General features: G+C 39.6%; 19 protein-coding genes and 1 tRNA gene. 15 read left to right on the top strand and 5 right to left on the bottom strand.

What is annotated here, in order from left to right:
- Positions 1–548 precede the first annotated feature (548 nt).
- The 9 genes from rpsF to alr all read left to right on the top strand — a co-directional run bounded on the left by rpsF (position 549) and on the right by alr (position 6954).
- Entirely contained in the window at positions 549–890 is a 342-nt protein-coding gene (gene rpsF, locus AOR04_RS13790) for a 30S ribosomal protein S6 (protein WP_007378473.1), read from the top strand.
- Positions 891–934: 44 nt separating this feature from the next.
- A complete protein-coding gene (gene priB, locus AOR04_RS13785; RefSeq protein ID WP_033015549.1) occupies positions 935–1252 on the top strand; it encodes a primosomal replication protein N in 318 nt (105 codons plus the stop codon).
- Positions 1253–1264: 12 nt separating this feature from the next.
- Positions 1265–1492: a 30S ribosomal protein S18 gene (gene rpsR, locus AOR04_RS13780; protein ID WP_007378475.1), complete on the top strand. Its 228-nt coding sequence runs from the start codon at positions 1265–1267 to the stop codon at positions 1490–1492.
- 35 nt (positions 1493–1527) lie between these two features.
- Positions 1528–1980, top strand: a complete 453-nt coding sequence (rplI, locus tag AOR04_RS13775) for a 50S ribosomal protein L9 (RefSeq protein WP_002962755.1) — start codon at positions 1528–1530, stop codon at positions 1978–1980.
- Positions 1981–2417: 437 nt separating this feature from the next.
- Entirely contained in the window at positions 2418–2966 is a 549-nt protein-coding gene (locus AOR04_RS13770) for an RNA polymerase sigma factor (protein ID WP_033038111.1), read from the top strand.
- Positions 2953–3435 carry a hypothetical protein gene (locus AOR04_RS13765; RefSeq protein ID WP_096793670.1) on the top strand — a complete coding sequence of 161 codons (483 nt, stop codon included), beginning with the start codon at positions 2953–2955 and terminating at the stop codon, positions 3433–3435. Before AOR04_RS13770 ends, AOR04_RS13765 begins: the two co-directional genes overlap by 14 nt.
- 9 nt (positions 3436–3444) lie before the next feature.
- Positions 3445–4383, top strand: a complete 939-nt coding sequence (locus AOR04_RS13760; protein ID WP_096793669.1) for a DUF4097 family beta strand repeat-containing protein — start codon at positions 3445–3447, stop codon at positions 4381–4383.
- A gap of 112 nt (positions 4384–4495) precedes the next feature.
- Positions 4496–5875 (top strand): replicative DNA helicase, encoded by a 1380-nt coding sequence (gene dnaB, locus AOR04_RS13755; protein WP_002963050.1) that lies wholly within the window; start codon positions 4496–4498, stop codon positions 5873–5875.
- Positions 5875–6954, top strand: a complete 1080-nt coding sequence (alr, locus tag AOR04_RS13750; protein ID WP_096793668.1) for an alanine racemase — start codon at positions 5875–5877, stop codon at positions 6952–6954. The genes dnaB and alr overlap by 1 nt, the downstream gene beginning before the upstream one ends.
- An 18-nt stretch (positions 6955–6972) precedes the next feature.
- On the opposite strand, the gene AOR04_RS13745 is transcribed toward alr, so the two are convergent.
- Positions 6973–7212, bottom strand: a complete 240-nt coding sequence (locus AOR04_RS13745) for a DUF2960 domain-containing protein (RefSeq protein WP_007378480.1) — start codon at positions 7210–7212, stop codon at positions 6973–6975.
- Positions 7213–7312: 100 nt separating this feature from the next.
- Between AOR04_RS13745 and AOR04_RS13740 the strand changes: the two genes are divergently transcribed.
- From AOR04_RS13740 to AOR04_RS13730, 3 genes are all read left to right on the top strand, one after another.
- Positions 7313–7564 (top strand): hypothetical protein, encoded by a 252-nt coding sequence (locus AOR04_RS13740; RefSeq protein ID WP_008135690.1) that lies wholly within the window; start codon positions 7313–7315, stop codon positions 7562–7564.
- A 201-nt stretch (positions 7565–7765) separates the two neighbouring features.
- Entirely contained in the window at positions 7766–8383 is a 618-nt protein-coding gene (gene pnuC, locus AOR04_RS13735) for a nicotinamide riboside transporter PnuC (RefSeq protein WP_096793667.1), read from the top strand.
- A 3-nt stretch (positions 8384–8386) separates the two neighbouring features.
- Positions 8387–9193: a phosphotransferase gene (locus AOR04_RS13730; protein ID WP_096793666.1), complete on the top strand. Its 807-nt coding sequence runs from the start codon at positions 8387–8389 to the stop codon at positions 9191–9193.
- Here AOR04_RS13730 and AOR04_RS13725 read toward each other — a convergent pair.
- Entirely contained in the window at positions 9190–9372 is a 183-nt protein-coding gene (locus AOR04_RS13725; protein WP_007378484.1) for a hypothetical protein, read from the bottom strand. The genes AOR04_RS13730 and AOR04_RS13725 overlap by 4 nt on opposite strands.
- 245 nt (positions 9373–9617) lie before the next feature.
- Here AOR04_RS13725 and AOR04_RS13720 point away from each other — a divergent pair.
- A tRNA-Arg gene (locus tag AOR04_RS13720) sits at positions 9618–9692 on the top strand.
- Between the two features lie 362 nt (positions 9693–10054).
- Positions 10055–11269 (top strand): HD-GYP domain-containing protein, encoded by a 1215-nt coding sequence (locus tag AOR04_RS13715; protein WP_007378485.1) that lies wholly within the window; start codon positions 10055–10057, stop codon positions 11267–11269.
- Here AOR04_RS13715 and AOR04_RS13710 read toward each other — a convergent pair.
- Positions 11229–11552, bottom strand: a complete 324-nt coding sequence (locus AOR04_RS13710; RefSeq protein WP_096793665.1) for a hypothetical protein — start codon at positions 11550–11552, stop codon at positions 11229–11231. The two genes, AOR04_RS13715 and AOR04_RS13710, sit on opposite strands and share 41 nt — an antisense overlap.
- Before the next feature lie 284 nt (positions 11553–11836).
- Between AOR04_RS13710 and AOR04_RS13705 the strand changes: the two genes are divergently transcribed.
- Complete coding sequence (locus tag AOR04_RS13705) at positions 11837–13105, top strand: outer membrane protein transport protein (RefSeq protein WP_096793664.1); 1269 nt, start codon at positions 11837–11839, stop codon at positions 13103–13105.
- Between the two features lie 113 nt (positions 13106–13218).
- Here AOR04_RS13705 and AOR04_RS13700 read toward each other — a convergent pair whose 3' ends face one another.
- Together AOR04_RS13700 and AOR04_RS13695 are read right to left on the bottom strand one after the other, a co-directional pair.
- Positions 13219–16074, bottom strand: a complete 2856-nt coding sequence (locus AOR04_RS13700) for a valine--tRNA ligase (RefSeq protein ID WP_096793663.1) — start codon at positions 16072–16074, stop codon at positions 13219–13221.
- A gap of 60 nt (positions 16075–16134) precedes the next feature.
- On the bottom strand, positions 16135–16581 hold the full coding sequence (locus AOR04_RS13695; RefSeq protein WP_007377064.1) for a DNA polymerase III subunit chi: 447 nt from the start codon (positions 16579–16581) through the stop codon (positions 16135–16137).
- Between the last annotated feature and the right edge of the window lie 55 nt (positions 16582–16636).

The raw sequence follows: 16636 nt of genomic DNA, 5'->3' as shown, positions 1-16636 counted from the left end.
ATAAATATTAAACCCCGAGTTCAGCTTTACCTGTAGGCGTACAGCTTGCTGGCGCGACGAGCAAAGCTCGTAATGTTTTTTGGTTGTAAGCGTAACTAGAATAAACTATTTGATTAAAAGCTGCGCTTTACACGCGAGCAAGCTCGGCGTCTACAATAAATATTAAACCCCGAGTTCAGCTTTACCTGTAGGCGTACAGCTTGCTGACGCGACGAGCAAAGCTCGTAATATTTTTTGGTTGTAAGCGTAACTAGAATAAACGATTTGATTAAAAACTGCGCTTTTCACGCGAGCAAATTAGGGGTCTACAATAAATACTAAACCCCGAGTTTAGCTTTATTTGTAGGCGTACAGCTTGCTGACGCGACGAGCAAAGCTCATAATACTTACCTATAAACACTTATCTATAAAAGCTTTAAAAACTTGCTTGCTTAATTATCCTACTAAGCGTAAAATGCGCGCTCATTTCGGCTTTTAAACTATTAATTCCTTGCCTTAAACCGACCGGCCGAAACGGTAGAAGGCTCTATTAACCGTAAGGAATATCCATGCGTCATTACGAAATCGTATTCATGGTTCACCCAGATCAGAGTGAGCAAGTTGCTGGTATGATCGAACGTTATACTGGTTCTATCACTGAAGCTGGTGGTGTTATCCACCGTCTTGAAGATTGGGGCCGTCGTCAATTGGCTTACCCAATTAACAAGCTTCATAAAGCTCACTATGTTCTAATGAACGTTGAAGCACCAACTGAAGTAATCAGCGAGCTAGAAACTACTTTCCGCTACAACGATGCAGTGCTTCGTAACTTAGTTATCCGCACTAAAACTGCTGAAACTGAAGCGTCTCCTCTTGCAAGAGAAGAGAAGAAAGAAGCACCAGCTGCTTAATTGTTTTGAGTCCAAGCATGGCGTTTAACTGGCGGTAAATATAAATGGTTAGCCCTTTTATGAATCAGCTGGTTATATCTGGGGTAGTTTGTAAAACGCCCAAGTTTAGCCAAAGCCCAGCTGGCATCCCGCATTGTATTTTTGTTGTAGAACATAAATCGATGCAAACCGAAGCAGACCTTAACCGTAATAGTTACGTGAGGCTTCAGGTAGTTGCCAGTGGAAAGCAAATGCAACAACAGACTCAACATTTGCACGTTGGGCAGGCATTGCAAGTGAGTGGTTTTTTAAATCGCCACGAAGGTCGTAACGGCCTTAGCCAATTGGTTTTGCATGCTCAGCATATCGAAAGAATTATTTGAGGAATTAATCTCATGGCACGTTATTTCAGACGTCGTAAGTTCTGCCGCTTTAAAGCGGAAGGCGTAAAACAAATCGATTACAAAGATCTAGCTACTCTTAGAAACTATGTTACAGAAAGTGGCAAAATCGTACCTAGCCGTATCACAGGTACTAGCGCTAAATTTCAGCGCCAGCTAGCAACTGCTATTAAGCGTGCTCGCTACTTAGCCCTTCTTCCATACACTGACTTACATAAGTAAGCAGCGGATTAACAGTTTTTAAAAGGTGTAGAAACATGCAAGTTATTCTACTAGATAAGATCGCTAACCTAGGTAGCCTAGGTGAACAGGTTGTAGTTAAATCTGGTTTCGCACGTAACTTCCTTTTCCCTCAAGGTAAGGCAGTTCCTGCGACTAAAGCTAACATTGAAACGTTTGACGCTCGTCGTGCAGAACTTGAAGCGAAAATCGCTGAACAGTTAGTAGCTGCACAAGCACGCGCTGAAAAACTAGAAGCATTAGCAGAAGTTACATTAGTATCTAAAGCTGGTGACGAAGGTAAGTTATTCGGTTCAATCGGTACTCGTGACATCGCTGACGCTATCTCAGCTGTTGGTGTTGAAGTTGCTAAGTCAGAAGTTCGTTTGCCTCTAGGTACTATCCGTGAGACAGGTGAATTTGACGTATCAATTTCAGTTCACTCAGACGTAACGGCTACTATCAAAGTAATCGTAATCGCTGAAGCTTAATTTTTAATTAAGCGACAAAAGCCGTGCTATTAGCACGGCTTTTTTGTGCCTATAATTTGGCTAACTTTATTAGTTAAGGGCACTGTTAAATAATACCAATCCGCAATAATACTTAATCATTTTGCGGGGCTAAACGTGTCGCTACCTGTGTTAAAAAATTCTCATTTACGACTGCATGGATGCAGAAGGTAGAGCAATGCAGGAGCAATTGCCGAGAACAACTAAATAGCGAATTTTTTGTCTAGCTATCAACACGTTTTTCCATCCTCAAAATAGATCACTTAATTAAGCGAATTGGTATAAAGCCTCGTATAAGCCCCTTTTTTATTCAATTATTTTTTCATTCTCCTTAAACCTTTTCGAACTGTCATTACGTCTAACTTATCAATACACTTAAATAGCAATTCAACAATAATAATTAAAAGGCGGCATCACGGATGTTACACGTTAAACCCGAACCAACGCTTTTGTGCGAAGCTGCACTCATTGAGCGAGTTAAATCGGGTGATCAAGGCGCATACACAACGCTTTATGAGTTACATATAAAACGAGTATACGGTTTATGTTTACGCTTATTAGCAGACCAAGCACATGCCGAAGACGCCGCCCAAGAGGTATTTGTACAGGTATGGCATAAAATAGCATTGTTTGATGGGCGTTCGCAGTTTTCTACTTGGCTTTACAGTGTTGCCAGTAATGTAGCGATAAGTTACCTGCGCAAGCAAAAAAACTGGTTACAAAAAGTAGTAAGTATTGAACACAGCGGTATGGATGAGCAATCAGCTAACGACTGCAAAGGCTTAAATGGCCTCGATAAGTTAATAGTAAGGCTTCCTGAGCGCGCACGTATGGTATTTGTATTATTTGCTATTGAAGGTTACAGGCACGAGGAAATCGCGGAGCAATTAGGTATGGCTGTTGGTTCAAGTAAGTCACAGTATCATCGTGCTAGGCAGTTATTACAAGAGTGGTATGAAAATGAGTAAACCAAACTTTAACGACTACTTAAACAAGTCATTAAACACGCTTGATAAAGAAATTACGCCACAAAAAGATTTATGGGCGGGGATTGAGCGAGCAATTGTTAATAATAAGCAGAGTCCAAACAGCACTATTATTTGGCCAAAACTAACGGCAATAGCTGCGTGTACTGTGGCTGCTTTAATTGCTGTAAATATATTTTTTATAGCACCTGAACCACTGCCCGTAGTGGCTATAAGTGATTACTTTTCGGCTCAAAAAAATAGTTTGTTAGTTGAATACGAAAATAAAGAAGCATTGACCACTAACTGGCAAACGCAACTACAAGAACTGGAAGAAGCTGAGCAAGCAATAAAGCAAGCTCTTGAAAACGAACCACAAAACCAAGCGCTACTGACAATGTTAGCGCAAATATATCAACAACAACTTGATTTAATTAACAAGGTGCACGCGCCACGTTGGCAGCACATTTAGGAGTACGACATGAAAGCGATTTTATTAGGACTGAGCTTATTTCCATTGGCAGTATTTGCGGGTGAAAAAATAGATAAGCAAATAGACGTACCAAGTGGCGGCACTATTTTTATTGAAAACCAACGCGGTGATATACATATTACAGGCTGGGATAAAAACGAATTTAAAGTATCTGGCGAGCTTGATGATAAAGCGCAAGGTTATGAGCTTAAAACAAGTGGCGATAAAACACAGTTTATTGTAAAAATGCCCCGTAAATCAAATTGGGGTAATAGTGGTGACGGCTCAAACCTAACTATATTTATGCCTAAAAGCAGTAGCTTAGAGTTTGCTGGCGTTAATGTATCGGTGACTGCAAAGGAGCTTAAAAACGGCGCTGAAGTTGATGTGGTTAACGGCGAAATTACGGTAGATGATATTACTGGCAACATTAAGCTCACCACTGTAAATGGTGATGTGAACGCTGAGAACTTAAACGGTAATATTCAGTTTGAAACCGTAAATGGTGAAATTAACGATAGGCAATCAAGTGGTGAGCTGCGTTTTAGCGCTGTTAATGGTGATATTAAATCAACTTCAAGCGCTAATGATGTACGCCTTGAAAACGTAAATGGCGATATAGAATTTACGCTATCGGCTATTAAAAACCTACGTATTAATACGGTAAATGGCGAAGCAGAAGTACAGATTGACGAGCTTTTAAAAGGCGGTGATGTACGTTTTGAATCAGTAAGTGGTGATGCCGACTTTTATTTCCCACAAAGTGTATCAGCAAAGTTTGAAATTAAAGCCCATGCTAATGGTAAAATCATTAACAAAGTCAGTAGTGACAAAGTCAGTAAAGCTAAATATGGCCCAGCCAGTGATTTAGAGTTTAGTATTAATGGCGGTAATGCAAATGTTGAAATGGATACCATTAGTGGGCGAATAGAGCTGCGTACCAAATAACACTCATTCCCCATCACGATTACAAAAAGCAGGAAAGATTTCCTGCTTTTCTATTTGCACAGCCCCTGCAAGTCGATAGAATAGAGCCATTCAATTTTACTACTGTGAAGTTATGGCCAAACCAGATAAGCAAGTCGATACTCTTAAAGTTCCTCCCCATTCAATAGAAGCTGAACAATCTGTTTTAGGTGGCTTAATGCTTGATAACCAAGCTTTTGACCGCGTAGCTGAGCTTGTTGTATCACAGGATTTTTATACCCGCACGCACAAGTTAATTTTTGAGGCGATGACGGCACTTGCTGAAATTGGCGATCCGATAGATTTAATCACTATTTCTGAAAGTTTAGAAAAAAATAATAAACTTGCAGGCATTGGTGGTTTTGCTTACTTAGCCGAAATTGCTAAAAATACCCCAAGTGCAGCCAACATTGATGCCTACGCAAACATTGTACGTGAGCGTGCTGTTGTACGTGAAATGATTGGCGTGGCAAATGAAATAGCAGAAGCGGGTTTTAATACCGAAGGACGTACTAGTCACGACCTACTCGATTTTGCCGAAAGCAAAGTATTTAAAATTGCCGAGCAACGTACAAAAAGTACGGAAGGCCCGCAAAGTATTCATAACATACTCGAAAAAACCGTTGATAAAATAGAAGAGCTTTATCAATCGCCACAAGATGGTGTAACGGGTGTAAGTACAGGTTATGCCGATCTTGATAAAATGACGACGGGCCTGCAACCATCTGACTTAATTATTGTGGCAGCGCGTCCTTCAATGGGTAAAACCACCTTTGCGATGAACCTTGCAGAACATGCTGCAATGACTCAAGACAAACCCGTACTAATTTACTCGCTAGAGATGCCTTCAGAACAAATTATGATGAGGATGCTAGCGTCTCTTGGCCGTATTAACCAAACTAAGGTACGTACTGGTCAGTTAGATGATGACGATTGGGCGCGACTTTCATCAACAATGGGCTTGTTGATGGAAAAAGGCAAAATGTATGTTGATGATGCCTCGGGCTTAACACCTACCGATGTTCGCTCTCGTGCGCGTCGTATTGCGCGTGACCACGGCGGCATTAGTATGATCATGGTCGATTACTTACAGCTAATGCGCGTACCTAGCCTTGCTGATAACCGAACGCTTGAAATTGCTGAAATTTCGCGTTCACTTAAATCACTAGCAAAAGAGCTAAAATGTCCGGTTGTTGCGCTTTCGCAGCTAAACCGTACGCTAGAGCAACGTGCCGATAAACGCCCAATTAACTCAGATTTACGTGAGTCAGGGTCGATAGAGCAGGATGCCGATTTAATCATGTTTATTTACCGTGACGAAGTTTACAACGAAGACAGTACTGATAAAGGTATTGCTGAAATCATCATAGGTAAACAACGTAACGGCCCAATTGGTAAAGTGCGTTTAACATTCCAAGGTCAATTTTCTCGCTTTGATAATTACGCGGGACCAGCGGTAGATGACGATTACTAATGCGCTTAGCCACTGCTGAAATTAATTTAACGGCACTTGTGCATAATTTAGCGCAAGTTAAGGGCTTTGCACCTAACAGCAAAGTAATGGCGGTGCTAAAAGCAAATGCTTACGGGCATGGATTAGTAACGATTGCGCAGCATTTAAATAATGCTGACGCATTTGCTGTGGCACGTATAGATGAAGGGCTTGCCCTTCGAGCTGGGGGCTTAACAAAGCCAATAGTTTTACTAGAAGGCTTTTTTAACAAAGCCGACTTACCTATTTTACTCGCTAATAACTTTCAAACTATTATTCACGATGAGTACCAATTAGCTGCGCTTGAAAAAGCAAAGCTAGATGCACCAATAACATGCTGGTTAAAAGTAAATACAGGTATGCATCGATTAGGTATTGCGCCAGAGCAGTTTGAAGCGTTTTATAACCGCTTACAAAAAACACCTAATGCTAAAAATACGGTTAATTTAATGACTCACTTTTCGTGTGCTGATGACGTTGATAATGCTAAAACGGTTCAACAAATTACGTTGTTTGATAATTTAGTGAATGGCATTGAGCAAGCGCATTGTTTATCAAATTCTGCTGGTATTATTGCCTGGCCAAGCGGTCATGGTGATTGGGTACGTCCTGGGCTTATGCTGTATGGTGTATCGCCAATGGCAAATAGCATTGGGCAACAACACAAATTAAAACCAGTTATGCGTTTAACTACGCGCGTAATTGCAGTGCGTGATGTGCCAGCTAATGAGGCTGTTGGGTATGGTGGTCGTTGGAAAAGCGATAAACCAACCAAGTTAGCTGTTGTAGCTATGGGTTATGGCGATGGTTATCCTCGGCATGCTAAAGAGGGGACACCGGTAATAATTGGTAAGCAGCGTTATGGTATTGTAGGAAGCGTAGCTATGGACATGATCAGCGTTGATATAGGCGCTAATGAGCATAATATTAAAGTAGGCGACAGAGTCACTATGTGGGGCCCTGAACTACCAGTTGAAGAAATAGCACTGTGCGCTGGTACCATTCCTTACGAGCTATTATGCAATATTACACCGCGCGTAAGTTATGAGTATCAGCGTTAATACAGCTATAAGCGATACTTACTCTTTTATAAAGTAAATGTCGCTAAAGCCCATACGGGCAAATTCTTGGTCGCGAAAGTTACGCACAGAAGCAGACCCTTTTGAGGTCATTTCTATTTGGCGTACCATGCTTAAGTAATTTGTTAAATCAATACCTTCGGCGGCAGCAATAGCTTGATACATGTCGTGGTATTTATCTTTTGCGAAGTTAATTTCGCGCGGTTGGTTTTTAAACGTATACGTTATTCTACGTGCCATAATAAGCTCAGTTAAATTGAGTGTTAGTATAATTTTACACTGTATTGAACTGGCATTGAATGATTTGTTTAAATCAAATAATTAAAAAGTAGAGTTTAAAATGAAATTATCAGTAGAGATCAGTAAATATCCACTTCACCAAGATTACATTCCGTTTATTAAAGGCTTTATCGACCGCTTAAACGAATACGAAGATTTAAAAGTGATTACTAATACGTTATCAACGCAAATTTTTGGTGATTACGATTTAGTTATGCAAGTGTTAAATACCGAAATTAAGCGTTCATATGAAGAATTTGGTAAAGCTATTTTTGTATGTAAGTTTCTCTCTGGCGACTTATCGCCTGAATAATCTATAATACCAACCTGCATAAATCTTTGATCAATTTAACGAATTAAATTGCACTATAACGTCGTTAAAAATTTTTTATTTAGAACAACTAGATACAAAAATTTTTGCCTAGTTCTAGCGTAATTTTCTTAACGTTAAATAGACCCCGTATATAAGCAGATTGGTATAACAATCGGCACAACTGAACGGTGATTGCATAGTATGGACTTTTTAACACAAACCTTAAGTGGTTTTACAGCGATGTCGCATTGGGAATACATAGCGGTGGGGTTGTCGATGGCGTACTTATTATTGGCAATAAAAGAAAGCTTATGGTGTTGGCCTGCAGCATTTTTTAGCACACTCATTTATACAATAATGTACTGGAATGGTGCATTATTAATGGAGTCATTACTTAATTTTTATTATATGTATATGGCTGTATTTGGGTGGGTTGCATGGCGAAAAGGCAAAGCTGAAAATCTAAATATTACGTCTTGGTCGATGAACCGTCATGCTGTTTTAATCAGTTTAACAACCGTAGCTGCAATAGTTATTGGTTACGTTATGCAAAACTATACTCATGCCGACTTTGCTTATCTTGATAGCTTTACAACATGTTTTGCAGTAGTAACTACTTACTTAGTTGCTAAAAAAGTCCTCGAAAACTGGCTGTACTGGATTGTAATAGATGTCGCTTCTATGTATCTATACTACGAAAAAGGCTATTACCCAACGCTAGCACTCTTTATATTTTATACCATTATGGCAGCGTGGGGCTTCAAAACCTGGTACGAAGAGTACGAACAAAGCCATGCTAAGTCTTTAGCGCAGCTTTAATTTATGATTGAGCATAATCAGTTAGTAAAAATGTGTAGTGCGTTTATAGAGCCTAAAAGCATTGTTTCAAGCGAGCGATTGCTGAATGGCTTTAGCAACGATAATTTTTTAATACGTACCGAGCAACAAGGGTATTTGTTAAAGTGTTATAAAAGCCGTTGGCCAAGTGACGGCCTTGAAGCGCAGCGCTTTTTAAGTGACTTGGATATATGCCCTGCGCCTATTTGGCTCGATAAAAAGAATAGTCGTGCGGTATTTAATTATATTGAGGGTGAAACCGCACAGTCAGATATAACGCTCAGCTTAGTTAATAAATTAGCCCAAGTACACAGTTACAGCGTAACGACTACACCAATGGATATAGCCAAAGAGCTGCACTTTTATCAAAATACGGATGTATATACGTTATACAAATCACAAATAGAGCGGGCACTAAAAGCAGTTACAGCGATGCCATTTAATGCGGGCTTTTGTCATAACGATTTAGTAAGAGACAACATTATTGTAAATGCTTCGGGTATGTATTTAATTGATTTTGAGTACGCACAAACTAACGATGTGTATTTTGATTTAGCCGCGTTGTGCGTGAGCTTTAATCTGGATAGGCAAAGTGAAGGTGAGTTATTAGATAATTATAGTAAGTACTGTAGAGCCGGTGTAAGCTTTTTTAAATCAGTAAATAAGCTTGATTTTTTTAAGCTGTTTTTTTTAATATTGTGTATAGGATGGTATGAGCAGCGCGACATAACTAATCACTTAATTGAATTACGCGCGCAACTAAATAAACTCACTTTATCTATGAGTTTTTAAAGACCACCAAAACGTGCAGCTAGTTCTTTATATTTTTTTACTTCATCAGCATCAAATTGCGGTTCGCCATTTTCATCCTGCGATTTCGCAATTAGTAAACTTTCACGAGTAAGGCGTTTAACACGCTCTACTTTTACACCTAAAAACTCAGCAACTTGCTCAGTAGACATCAAACTCATAATCACTTCCTCTTTTAAATCAAATCACATAGTCACTATAATAGTTAAAATGTTGCTAAACAGTTACTTTTTTTTATCTAATATTGATAAAAAGCGTGTTTTTAACTAATTGTGAAGTGTTTTATTCTAAATCGCTTAATTAATAGGCATCTAAACGCATGGTGCTGGCAATTAACGACGGATATCTTTATCATTATAGACGCCAAAGCATTGATATCGCGAGTTAGTGCTGCGGCAACAAATGTGCTCTCGTGGTGAAATGGATATCACGTGGCCCTCCGGAGGCTGAGTTGTAGGTTCGATCCCTACCGAGAGCGCCATTTGCTTTATATGTTTATACCCTAAATTATTTCAGTACTTTTGCATAATCAAACTCTTTTCAATATCTAAAATTGGTTAACGATACTAGATAACATTGATGAACTTCATTTTTATAAAAATAGTGTTCTTATTAATTACACTTAAACTTGAATGAAAATAAACTTTTAGTATCTCAGTTCAAAACCCTTTAGCGTTCCCCATTAAATTAAAAATAACGCAAAATTAAATGAGATATTATTTAATAATATAAATTACTACTTTTTAGTGAATTATAACTACTAAAGTACGAATGAATGGACTTTAAGTATTAAACAATGCTATTTAAGGTACATATTCATTAATTGTAGAAATAGCCGCTTTTATGCTAATAACTTTACCTATCCCTGAGCTAATACCTGGCATGTATGTCGACAGTGTTACTAAGCAACATGAAGGGATTAATAGTATAAAAATTAAGACTAGCGGGTTAGTCAGAGACAAATCTATAATTAAGCGTTTAATTGCAGAAGGGGTTCTTGAACTTCTTATTGATTTCGCTAAGAGTGAAGTCGCAATCCCCGCCAAATATAAGCCACAAAATAAACCTAAAACATCGAGTAGCCAACAAAAACCAGTTAAGGCCAAATCTGCAATAACGGTACAGCAAGAATTTGCTAAAGCGAGTGTAAGCTACGACCAACATAACCGTAAAATACAATCTTTATATAGCGATTTAATAGCCGGTTTAACTCTTAACGTAAAAGTACTTGATGAAATAGCAAATGAAATCGTTGCTTCAGTATTTCGTAATGCAAATGCGATGACAATCCTTACTCGAATTAAAGATAAGCATAGCTATAATTGGCGTCATATGATCAACTGCGCCATTTTTACGAGTGTATTTGCTAAATACCTAGGTTACAAAGAAGCGCTTGTGCAGGAGCTTGCTATGGGCGCACTACTGCATGATTTAGGGCAATCTAAACTACCGCAAGGCATACTATCAAAACCAGGCAAAGTTACTAATAACGAAATGGCGAGTATTAAAAAGCATGTTGCTTTAGGGCTGGGTCTGGTCAAAGGTGAAAAGAGTATTTCGCCACTTATGTTAGATATGATAGTCAATCATCATGAACGATTAGATGGTTCAGGTTATCCCCGCGGCATTGCTGCAGAAAAAATAAGCCGTCCCGCACGGATAATGGCAATTGTAGATGTATATGATGCGATGACAGCAGACAGGCCTCATCAAGATGGCGAAGAACCTATTAATGCACTGCGTTACTTATTGGCTAACAAGCAAATGTTTGACGCTGAATTAGTGCAGCGTTTTATAAAGTGCTTGGGCGTGCATCCCGTAGGGACTATTGTGAAGCTGACTAATGAACGCCTAGCGTTAGTATTGGAGGGGAATAACTTGAATCCGATAAAGCCAAAAATTAAGTTATTTTTTAATGCTAAACATGGGCATCATGTAACTGCTAAAGATATTGATTTAAGTGATAGTAACCAAGAACTTAAAATTTTAGCGAGTGTTAAACCACTAGACTATAAAATTAATTTGTCTCGTTTGCTAAAAGAGCATCTGCTTGCGTAGTGTTTGTACACTTTCGTTGATTGCTTTTCTTGGCTGAAATAAATGCCCCTAAAAAACAACTTCCCATCAGTGTTAGCCACAATATAGTGCCTAGCTCTACATGCAGTGCTAAACAACAAAATGCGAGCGAAATTAGTGCGTTTAGCATAGCACCAAGCCAATAGTGATTTACTGGATTGTCGCATTGTCCTGCTTGCGTACATGCGCAGTAATTTGCTTTATAAAAACAAAATACACTCGCACCACAAAAAATAAGCCCAGCTACAATAAGTGAAATGATCACAGTTTTATTTCCTTTGTGATTTTGTAGTGAGTGTAAATTGCTAACTACTTTAAGTCAATCTAAATGATAACCAATTACATTTAGAGTATATGCTCTAATAGCACAGATCTAGTCCGATGAGTTTTAATTAGTTGTTAAAATGTCGTTAAAAATCATGTTTTTCATAGTATTTTGACGTATTCATAGAGTCTTTTATAAAAAAATCAGGTAGTGTAGCCGGGTTTGAAATCCTAATAACAACACACATAGCTATCCAAACAGTTAGTTTGGTTAAGGACACAACAATGAAATTTACTAAAACTCTTATTGCAGCTTCGCTTGCATTTGTTTCTGCAGACAGTTTTGCAGCTGCATTTCAACTAGCAGAACAAAATGCATCAGGTTTAGGCCGTGCATATGCTGGTGAAGCTTCTATTGCAGACGACGCATCTGTTGTTGCACGTAACCCAGCACTAATGACTTTATTTAAAGACAAGCAACTAAGTGTTGCTGCTATTGGCGTTATTCCTGATGTAAGTCTTGAAGGTGAAAGTACTAATAACGGTATTGACCCAAGCGCATTAGATGATGACAGCATTGCTCCTAGCGCCGTTGTTCCTGCAATTTACTTTACTATGCCTTATAACGACAAAGTATCAGTTGGTTTTGGTGCTTTTTCTAACTTTGGTTTATCTACTGAGTTTAAAAATGACTACGTAGCAGGGCAAATTGCAGGTGAAACAGAAATATTTACTGTTAATCTTAATGCAAGCGTTGCTTATAAAGTATCTGAGCAATTTAGCTTTGGTGTAGGCCTAAATGCTATTTATGCTGATGCAATAGTTATTCGTAAAGTTGGCGCAAATGCAAGTGGCTTTGACTTTGGTACTGATGCAGTAAATCTTCAAGGTGATGATACTGGTTTTGGTTTAAACGTAGGTTTAATGTATCAATTAGATGAAAACAGCCGTTTTGGTTTTAACTACAGAACAGAAACTGATATCACGTTTGATGGTGATTTTTCTAATGGGCTACCTGCAGCCGCTGGCGGCACACAAGGCACTGTGCTTCCTGGTTCTGTAGAAATCACTTTACCAGCTATTGCTGAGTTTTCTGGTTCGCATCAATTAGACGAAAAATTAGGGCTGCACTACAGTGTATTATGGACTGGTTGGAGTAGCTTTGAGTCTTTAGAAGCGCAAGTAACAGCACCAACGGGTAACAAGTTTACTGCGTTTGAAAAGAACGAGAGTTTTAGCGATTCATTCCGCTACTCAGTCGGTGCAGATTACCAGTTAAACGAAGATTTATTACTACGTGCCGGTGTTGCATTTGATGAGTCTCCTGTATCACAAACACATCTATCAATTTCGATTCCTGATACAGACCGTTTCTGGTTCTCGTTTGGTGGTAACTACACTATCGATCAAAACTCTAATGTTGATCTTGGTGTAAGTATTATCCGTGGTAAAACACAAACGTTTATAGAAGCTGATGACTCAGGCAGCCAGTGGGGCTTCGAATCTAAAGGCCACGCAGTACTAATTGGTGCTCAGTATAACTACAAATTTTAATGTAGGAGTGTCTTGTGGTTAATCACAGGGCACAAAAAAGCCGCTCACTTTAATTAAAGTGAGCGGCTTTTTTAATGCCTATTAAATAGTGTTAATAGGCATTTTATGAAAGCTTATAAACTTTCTATTTTAGTTTTTTGCTCAAGTAGCTTAGTTTTAGCATCGCTAAACTCAGCCAATTTTGCATTTTCTTTAGCAAGTACCGCTTCAGGAGCGTTATTAACAAACTTTTCGTTAGCGAGTTTGTTTTGCACTTGTGCTAGGCCTTTTTCTGCTTTTTCGAGTTGCTTATTAATACGCGAAAGCTCGGCTTCCACATCAATTAAGCCCGCCATTGGGATCATGATCTCAAGGTTGCCAACATAAGAAGTCGCACATGCTGGTGCGTCGTCTTTGTTTTCAAGCATTGTAAACTCTTCAATTTTTGCAAGTGATGCTAAAAATGATTTGTTTTCTTCAATGCGGCGCACGTCGTCGCTTGATGCATTAGCAAGTAATACGCTAAGTGGTTTACTTGGACTAATATCCATTTCACCACGAATATTACGAATAGCTAAAATGAATTGTTTAACCCACTCTAAATCGTCCATCGCTTTAGCATCAACGCTTGCTTCATTATATACAGGGAACGGCTGAACCATAATGCTGGTGTTCTCTGTTTTAAGGCCTGCAAGTGGTGCAACACGTTGCCAAATAGTTTCAGTGATGTATGGCATCATAGGGTGCATTAAACGCAGTAAGCTTTCAAGTACGGTAATAAGTGTATTACGTGTACCACGTTGCTGCGCTTCATTACCTTTAAATAATACCGGCTTAGTGAGCTCTAAGTACCAATCACAAAATTGGTTCCAAGTGAATTCGTAAAGCGTGTTAGCAGCTAAGTCAAAACGGTAGTTATCTAAATGCTCTGTATAGGTTTTAACAGTAGCTTCATACTGACCTAAAATCCAACGATCAGCTAATGAAAGCTCCGTTTGAGCACCGTTTGCAAAACCACAGTCTTGCTCTTCTGTGTTCATTAATACGTAACGGCTCGCGTTCCATAATTTGTTACAGAAGTTACGGTAACCTTCAAGGCGGTTCATATCCCAGTTTATATCACGACCAGTAGATGCCATTGCAGCAAGTGTAAAGCGAAGGGCGTCGGTGCCGTGTGCTTCAATACCGCCTGCAAATACTTTACGCGTATCTTTTTCGATTTTAGCGGCAAGTTTTGGCTGCATCATGTTGCCAGTACGTTTTTGTACTAGGTCTTCAAGTTCAATGCCGTCAATCATGTCTAATGGGTCAAGTACGTTACCTTTTGACTTAGACATTTTATCGCCATTGTCGTCACGTATTAAGCCAGTTACATACACGGTTTTAAACGGAACTTGTGGTTTGCCATTTTCGTCTTTTACAAAGTGCAGCGTCATCATAATCATGCGCGCAACCCAGAAGAAAATAATATCAAAACCAGTTACCAACACGTCAGACGGGTGGAAGGTTTTTAAATCATCGGTATTTTCTGGCCAACCTTGTGTAGAGAACGTCCAAAGCGCTGATGAGAACCACGTATCAAGCACGTCTTCGTCTTGGCTTAGCGTTACGCTGTCTGCAATGTTGTTTTCACGGCGTACTTCAGCTTCGTCGCGACCAACAAATACATTGCCTTCACTGTCGTACCAAGCTGGAATGCGGTGACCCCACCAAAGCTGGCGTGAAATACACCAATCTTGTACGTCGTTCATCCACGAGAAGTACATGTTTTCGTATTGCTTAGGTACAAATTGAATGTCGCCGTTTTTAACTGCGTCTTTTGCAGGTTCAGCTAGTGGTGCAACACGTACATACCATTGGTCGGTAAGTAGTGGCTCAATTACCACGCCAGAGCGATCGCCGTAAGGAACGGTTAAACCATGGTCTTCAATTTTTTCAAGTAGGCCTAGCTCTTCAAATTCTGCCACAATTGCTTTACGCGCAGCAAAACGATCAAGCCCGTGTAGGCGCTCAGGTATTGGTGCATCAAACTCAAGCTCTTTACCGTCAAAGGTGTATGTTTCACCTTGGGTAAGAATAGCGGCGTCTTTATCGAAAATGTTGATCATCGGCATTTGATGACGCTTGCCCACTTCGTTATCGTTAAAGTCGTGCGCTGGGGTTATTTTTACACAGCCCGTGCCTTTATCTTTATCGGCGTGTTCGTCAGCAACAATTTTAATACGACGATTAACGATGGGTAATAAAATCTCTTTACCGATTAAATCTGTGTAGCGCTCATCATCAGGATTTACTGCAACACCTGAGTCACCCAACATGGTTTCAGGACGTGTTGTTGCTACTACTATGTAGTCTTTTCCGTCTTGTGTTGTAACGCCATCAGCTAATGGGTAACGTAAGTTCCACATGTGGCCTTGCTTGTCTTTGTTTTCAACTTCAAGATCAGAAATAGCCGTGTGTAATTTTGGATCCCAGTTTACTAGGCGCTTGCCTCGGTAAATTAGGTTTTCTTTATGAAGGCGTACAAACACTTCTTTAACAGCTTCAGATAAACCATCATCCATGGTAAAGCGTTCACGATCCCAATCAACCGATGCGCCAAGGCGACGAAGCTGCTTAGTAATAGTGCCGCCCGATTCTTTTTTCCATTCCCAGATTTTATTAATAAAATCTTCACGGCCTAAATCGTGGCGTGTTTTGCCTTCTTCAGCATGCAATTTACGCTCAACCAACATTTGCGTTGCAATGCCTGCGTGGTCAGTACCTACTTGCCATAATGTGTTGTTACCTTGCATACGTTTAAAACGCGTTAAGGTATCCATTATTGTATCTTGGAAGGCGTGGCCCATGTGTAAGCTACCTGTGACATTTGGCGGCGGGATCATAATTGAATATGGTACGCCTTTGCCAGATGGCTTAAAGTAGCCTTTTTGTTCCCAGTCTTGATATAGAGACTGTTCAATATCTTGCGGATTGTAGGTTTTATCCATTACACAGAACCTTAAATAAGTACTTAAATTAGTTGGTTAGCTATTTAACTAAACGTGTTTTTAGTTATTAATATCTTGCGTGGTGAGATTGGCACCGAGTTGGCGCAGCTTTTTAAAGCGCTCGCGAGCAGCTTGCTTAGCAACGGGTTCTACGGGTACAAAATCAAAAACTTGGTTAAATCGACGAATAAAATCCGGTAAGTTATTAGCCAAATTAATTAAAACTTTACGATTACCAACAGGAGGCGTAATACCAATTTCTACAGGTGCGCCGCCTTTAGGGCCTTCACCTTGTAGGTTATGAGGTACAAAACTGTCGGGATCGAATGCCCAAATTATTTCATCAATGGCACAGGCGGTCTCGTTGTTATCGACACATATAAATACGCGTTGACCGTTTCGATACTGATCGGCTGCAATTTGAGCTGCCAAAGCAAAATGATCGTCTGGCTTTGCCAACGATTCATCTTGTTGCTTTAGAACGAAAAATTGGGCGTTCATGTTCATTGTATCGGGGTTTCCCATAACATTAAATGTGCACTAAGTTGATACACATAAATTA

The organism is Pseudoalteromonas sp. 1_2015MBL_MicDiv, assembly GCF_002407505.1.
In the GTDB taxonomy this organism is placed as follows: Bacteria; Pseudomonadota; Gammaproteobacteria; order Enterobacterales; family Alteromonadaceae; genus Pseudoalteromonas; species Pseudoalteromonas fuliginea.
Note: the sequence above shows the minus strand (reverse complement) of the source record. Positions and strands in the feature narration are given on the sequence as shown.

Bases quoted from the DNA above. Each gene is read 5' to 3' on its own strand.
- rpsF (WP_007378473.1), top strand. From the start codon at position 549: ATGCGTCATTACGAAATCGTATTCATGGTTCACCCAGATCAGAGTGAG.
- priB (WP_033015549.1), top strand. From the start codon at position 935: ATGGTTAGCCCTTTTATGAATCAGCTGGTTATATCTGGGGTAGTTTGT.
- rpsR (WP_007378475.1), top strand. From the start codon at position 1,265: ATGGCACGTTATTTCAGACGTCGTAAGTTCTGCCGCTTTAAAGCGGAA.
- rplI (WP_002962755.1), top strand. From the start codon at position 1,528: ATGCAAGTTATTCTACTAGATAAGATCGCTAACCTAGGTAGCCTAGGT.
- AOR04_RS13770 (WP_033038111.1), top strand. From the start codon at position 2,418: ATGTTACACGTTAAACCCGAACCAACGCTTTTGTGCGAAGCTGCACTC.
- AOR04_RS13765 (WP_096793670.1), top strand. From the start codon at position 2,953: ATGAAAATGAGTAAACCAAACTTTAACGACTACTTAAACAAGTCATTA.
- AOR04_RS13760 (WP_096793669.1), top strand. From the start codon at position 3,445: ATGAAAGCGATTTTATTAGGACTGAGCTTATTTCCATTGGCAGTATTT.
- dnaB (WP_002963050.1), top strand. From the start codon at position 4,496: ATGGCCAAACCAGATAAGCAAGTCGATACTCTTAAAGTTCCTCCCCAT.
- alr (WP_096793668.1), top strand. From the start codon at position 5,875: ATGCGCTTAGCCACTGCTGAAATTAATTTAACGGCACTTGTGCATAAT.
- AOR04_RS13745 (WP_007378480.1), bottom strand. From the start codon at position 7,212: ATGGCACGTAGAATAACGTATACGTTTAAAAACCAACCGCGCGAAATT.
- AOR04_RS13740 (WP_008135690.1), top strand. From the start codon at position 7,313: ATGAAATTATCAGTAGAGATCAGTAAATATCCACTTCACCAAGATTAC.
- pnuC (WP_096793667.1), top strand. From the start codon at position 7,766: ATGGACTTTTTAACACAAACCTTAAGTGGTTTTACAGCGATGTCGCAT.
- AOR04_RS13730 (WP_096793666.1), top strand. From the start codon at position 8,387: ATGATTGAGCATAATCAGTTAGTAAAAATGTGTAGTGCGTTTATAGAG.
- AOR04_RS13725 (WP_007378484.1), bottom strand. From the start codon at position 9,372: ATGAGTTTGATGTCTACTGAGCAAGTTGCTGAGTTTTTAGGTGTAAAA.
- AOR04_RS13715 (WP_007378485.1), top strand. From the start codon at position 10,055: ATGCTAATAACTTTACCTATCCCTGAGCTAATACCTGGCATGTATGTC.
- AOR04_RS13705 (WP_096793664.1), top strand. From the start codon at position 11,837: ATGAAATTTACTAAAACTCTTATTGCAGCTTCGCTTGCATTTGTTTCT.
- AOR04_RS13700 (WP_096793663.1), bottom strand. From the start codon at position 16,074: ATGGATAAAACCTACAATCCGCAAGATATTGAACAGTCTCTATATCAA.
- AOR04_RS13695 (WP_007377064.1), bottom strand. From the start codon at position 16,581: ATGAACATGAACGCCCAATTTTTCGTTCTAAAGCAACAAGATGAATCG.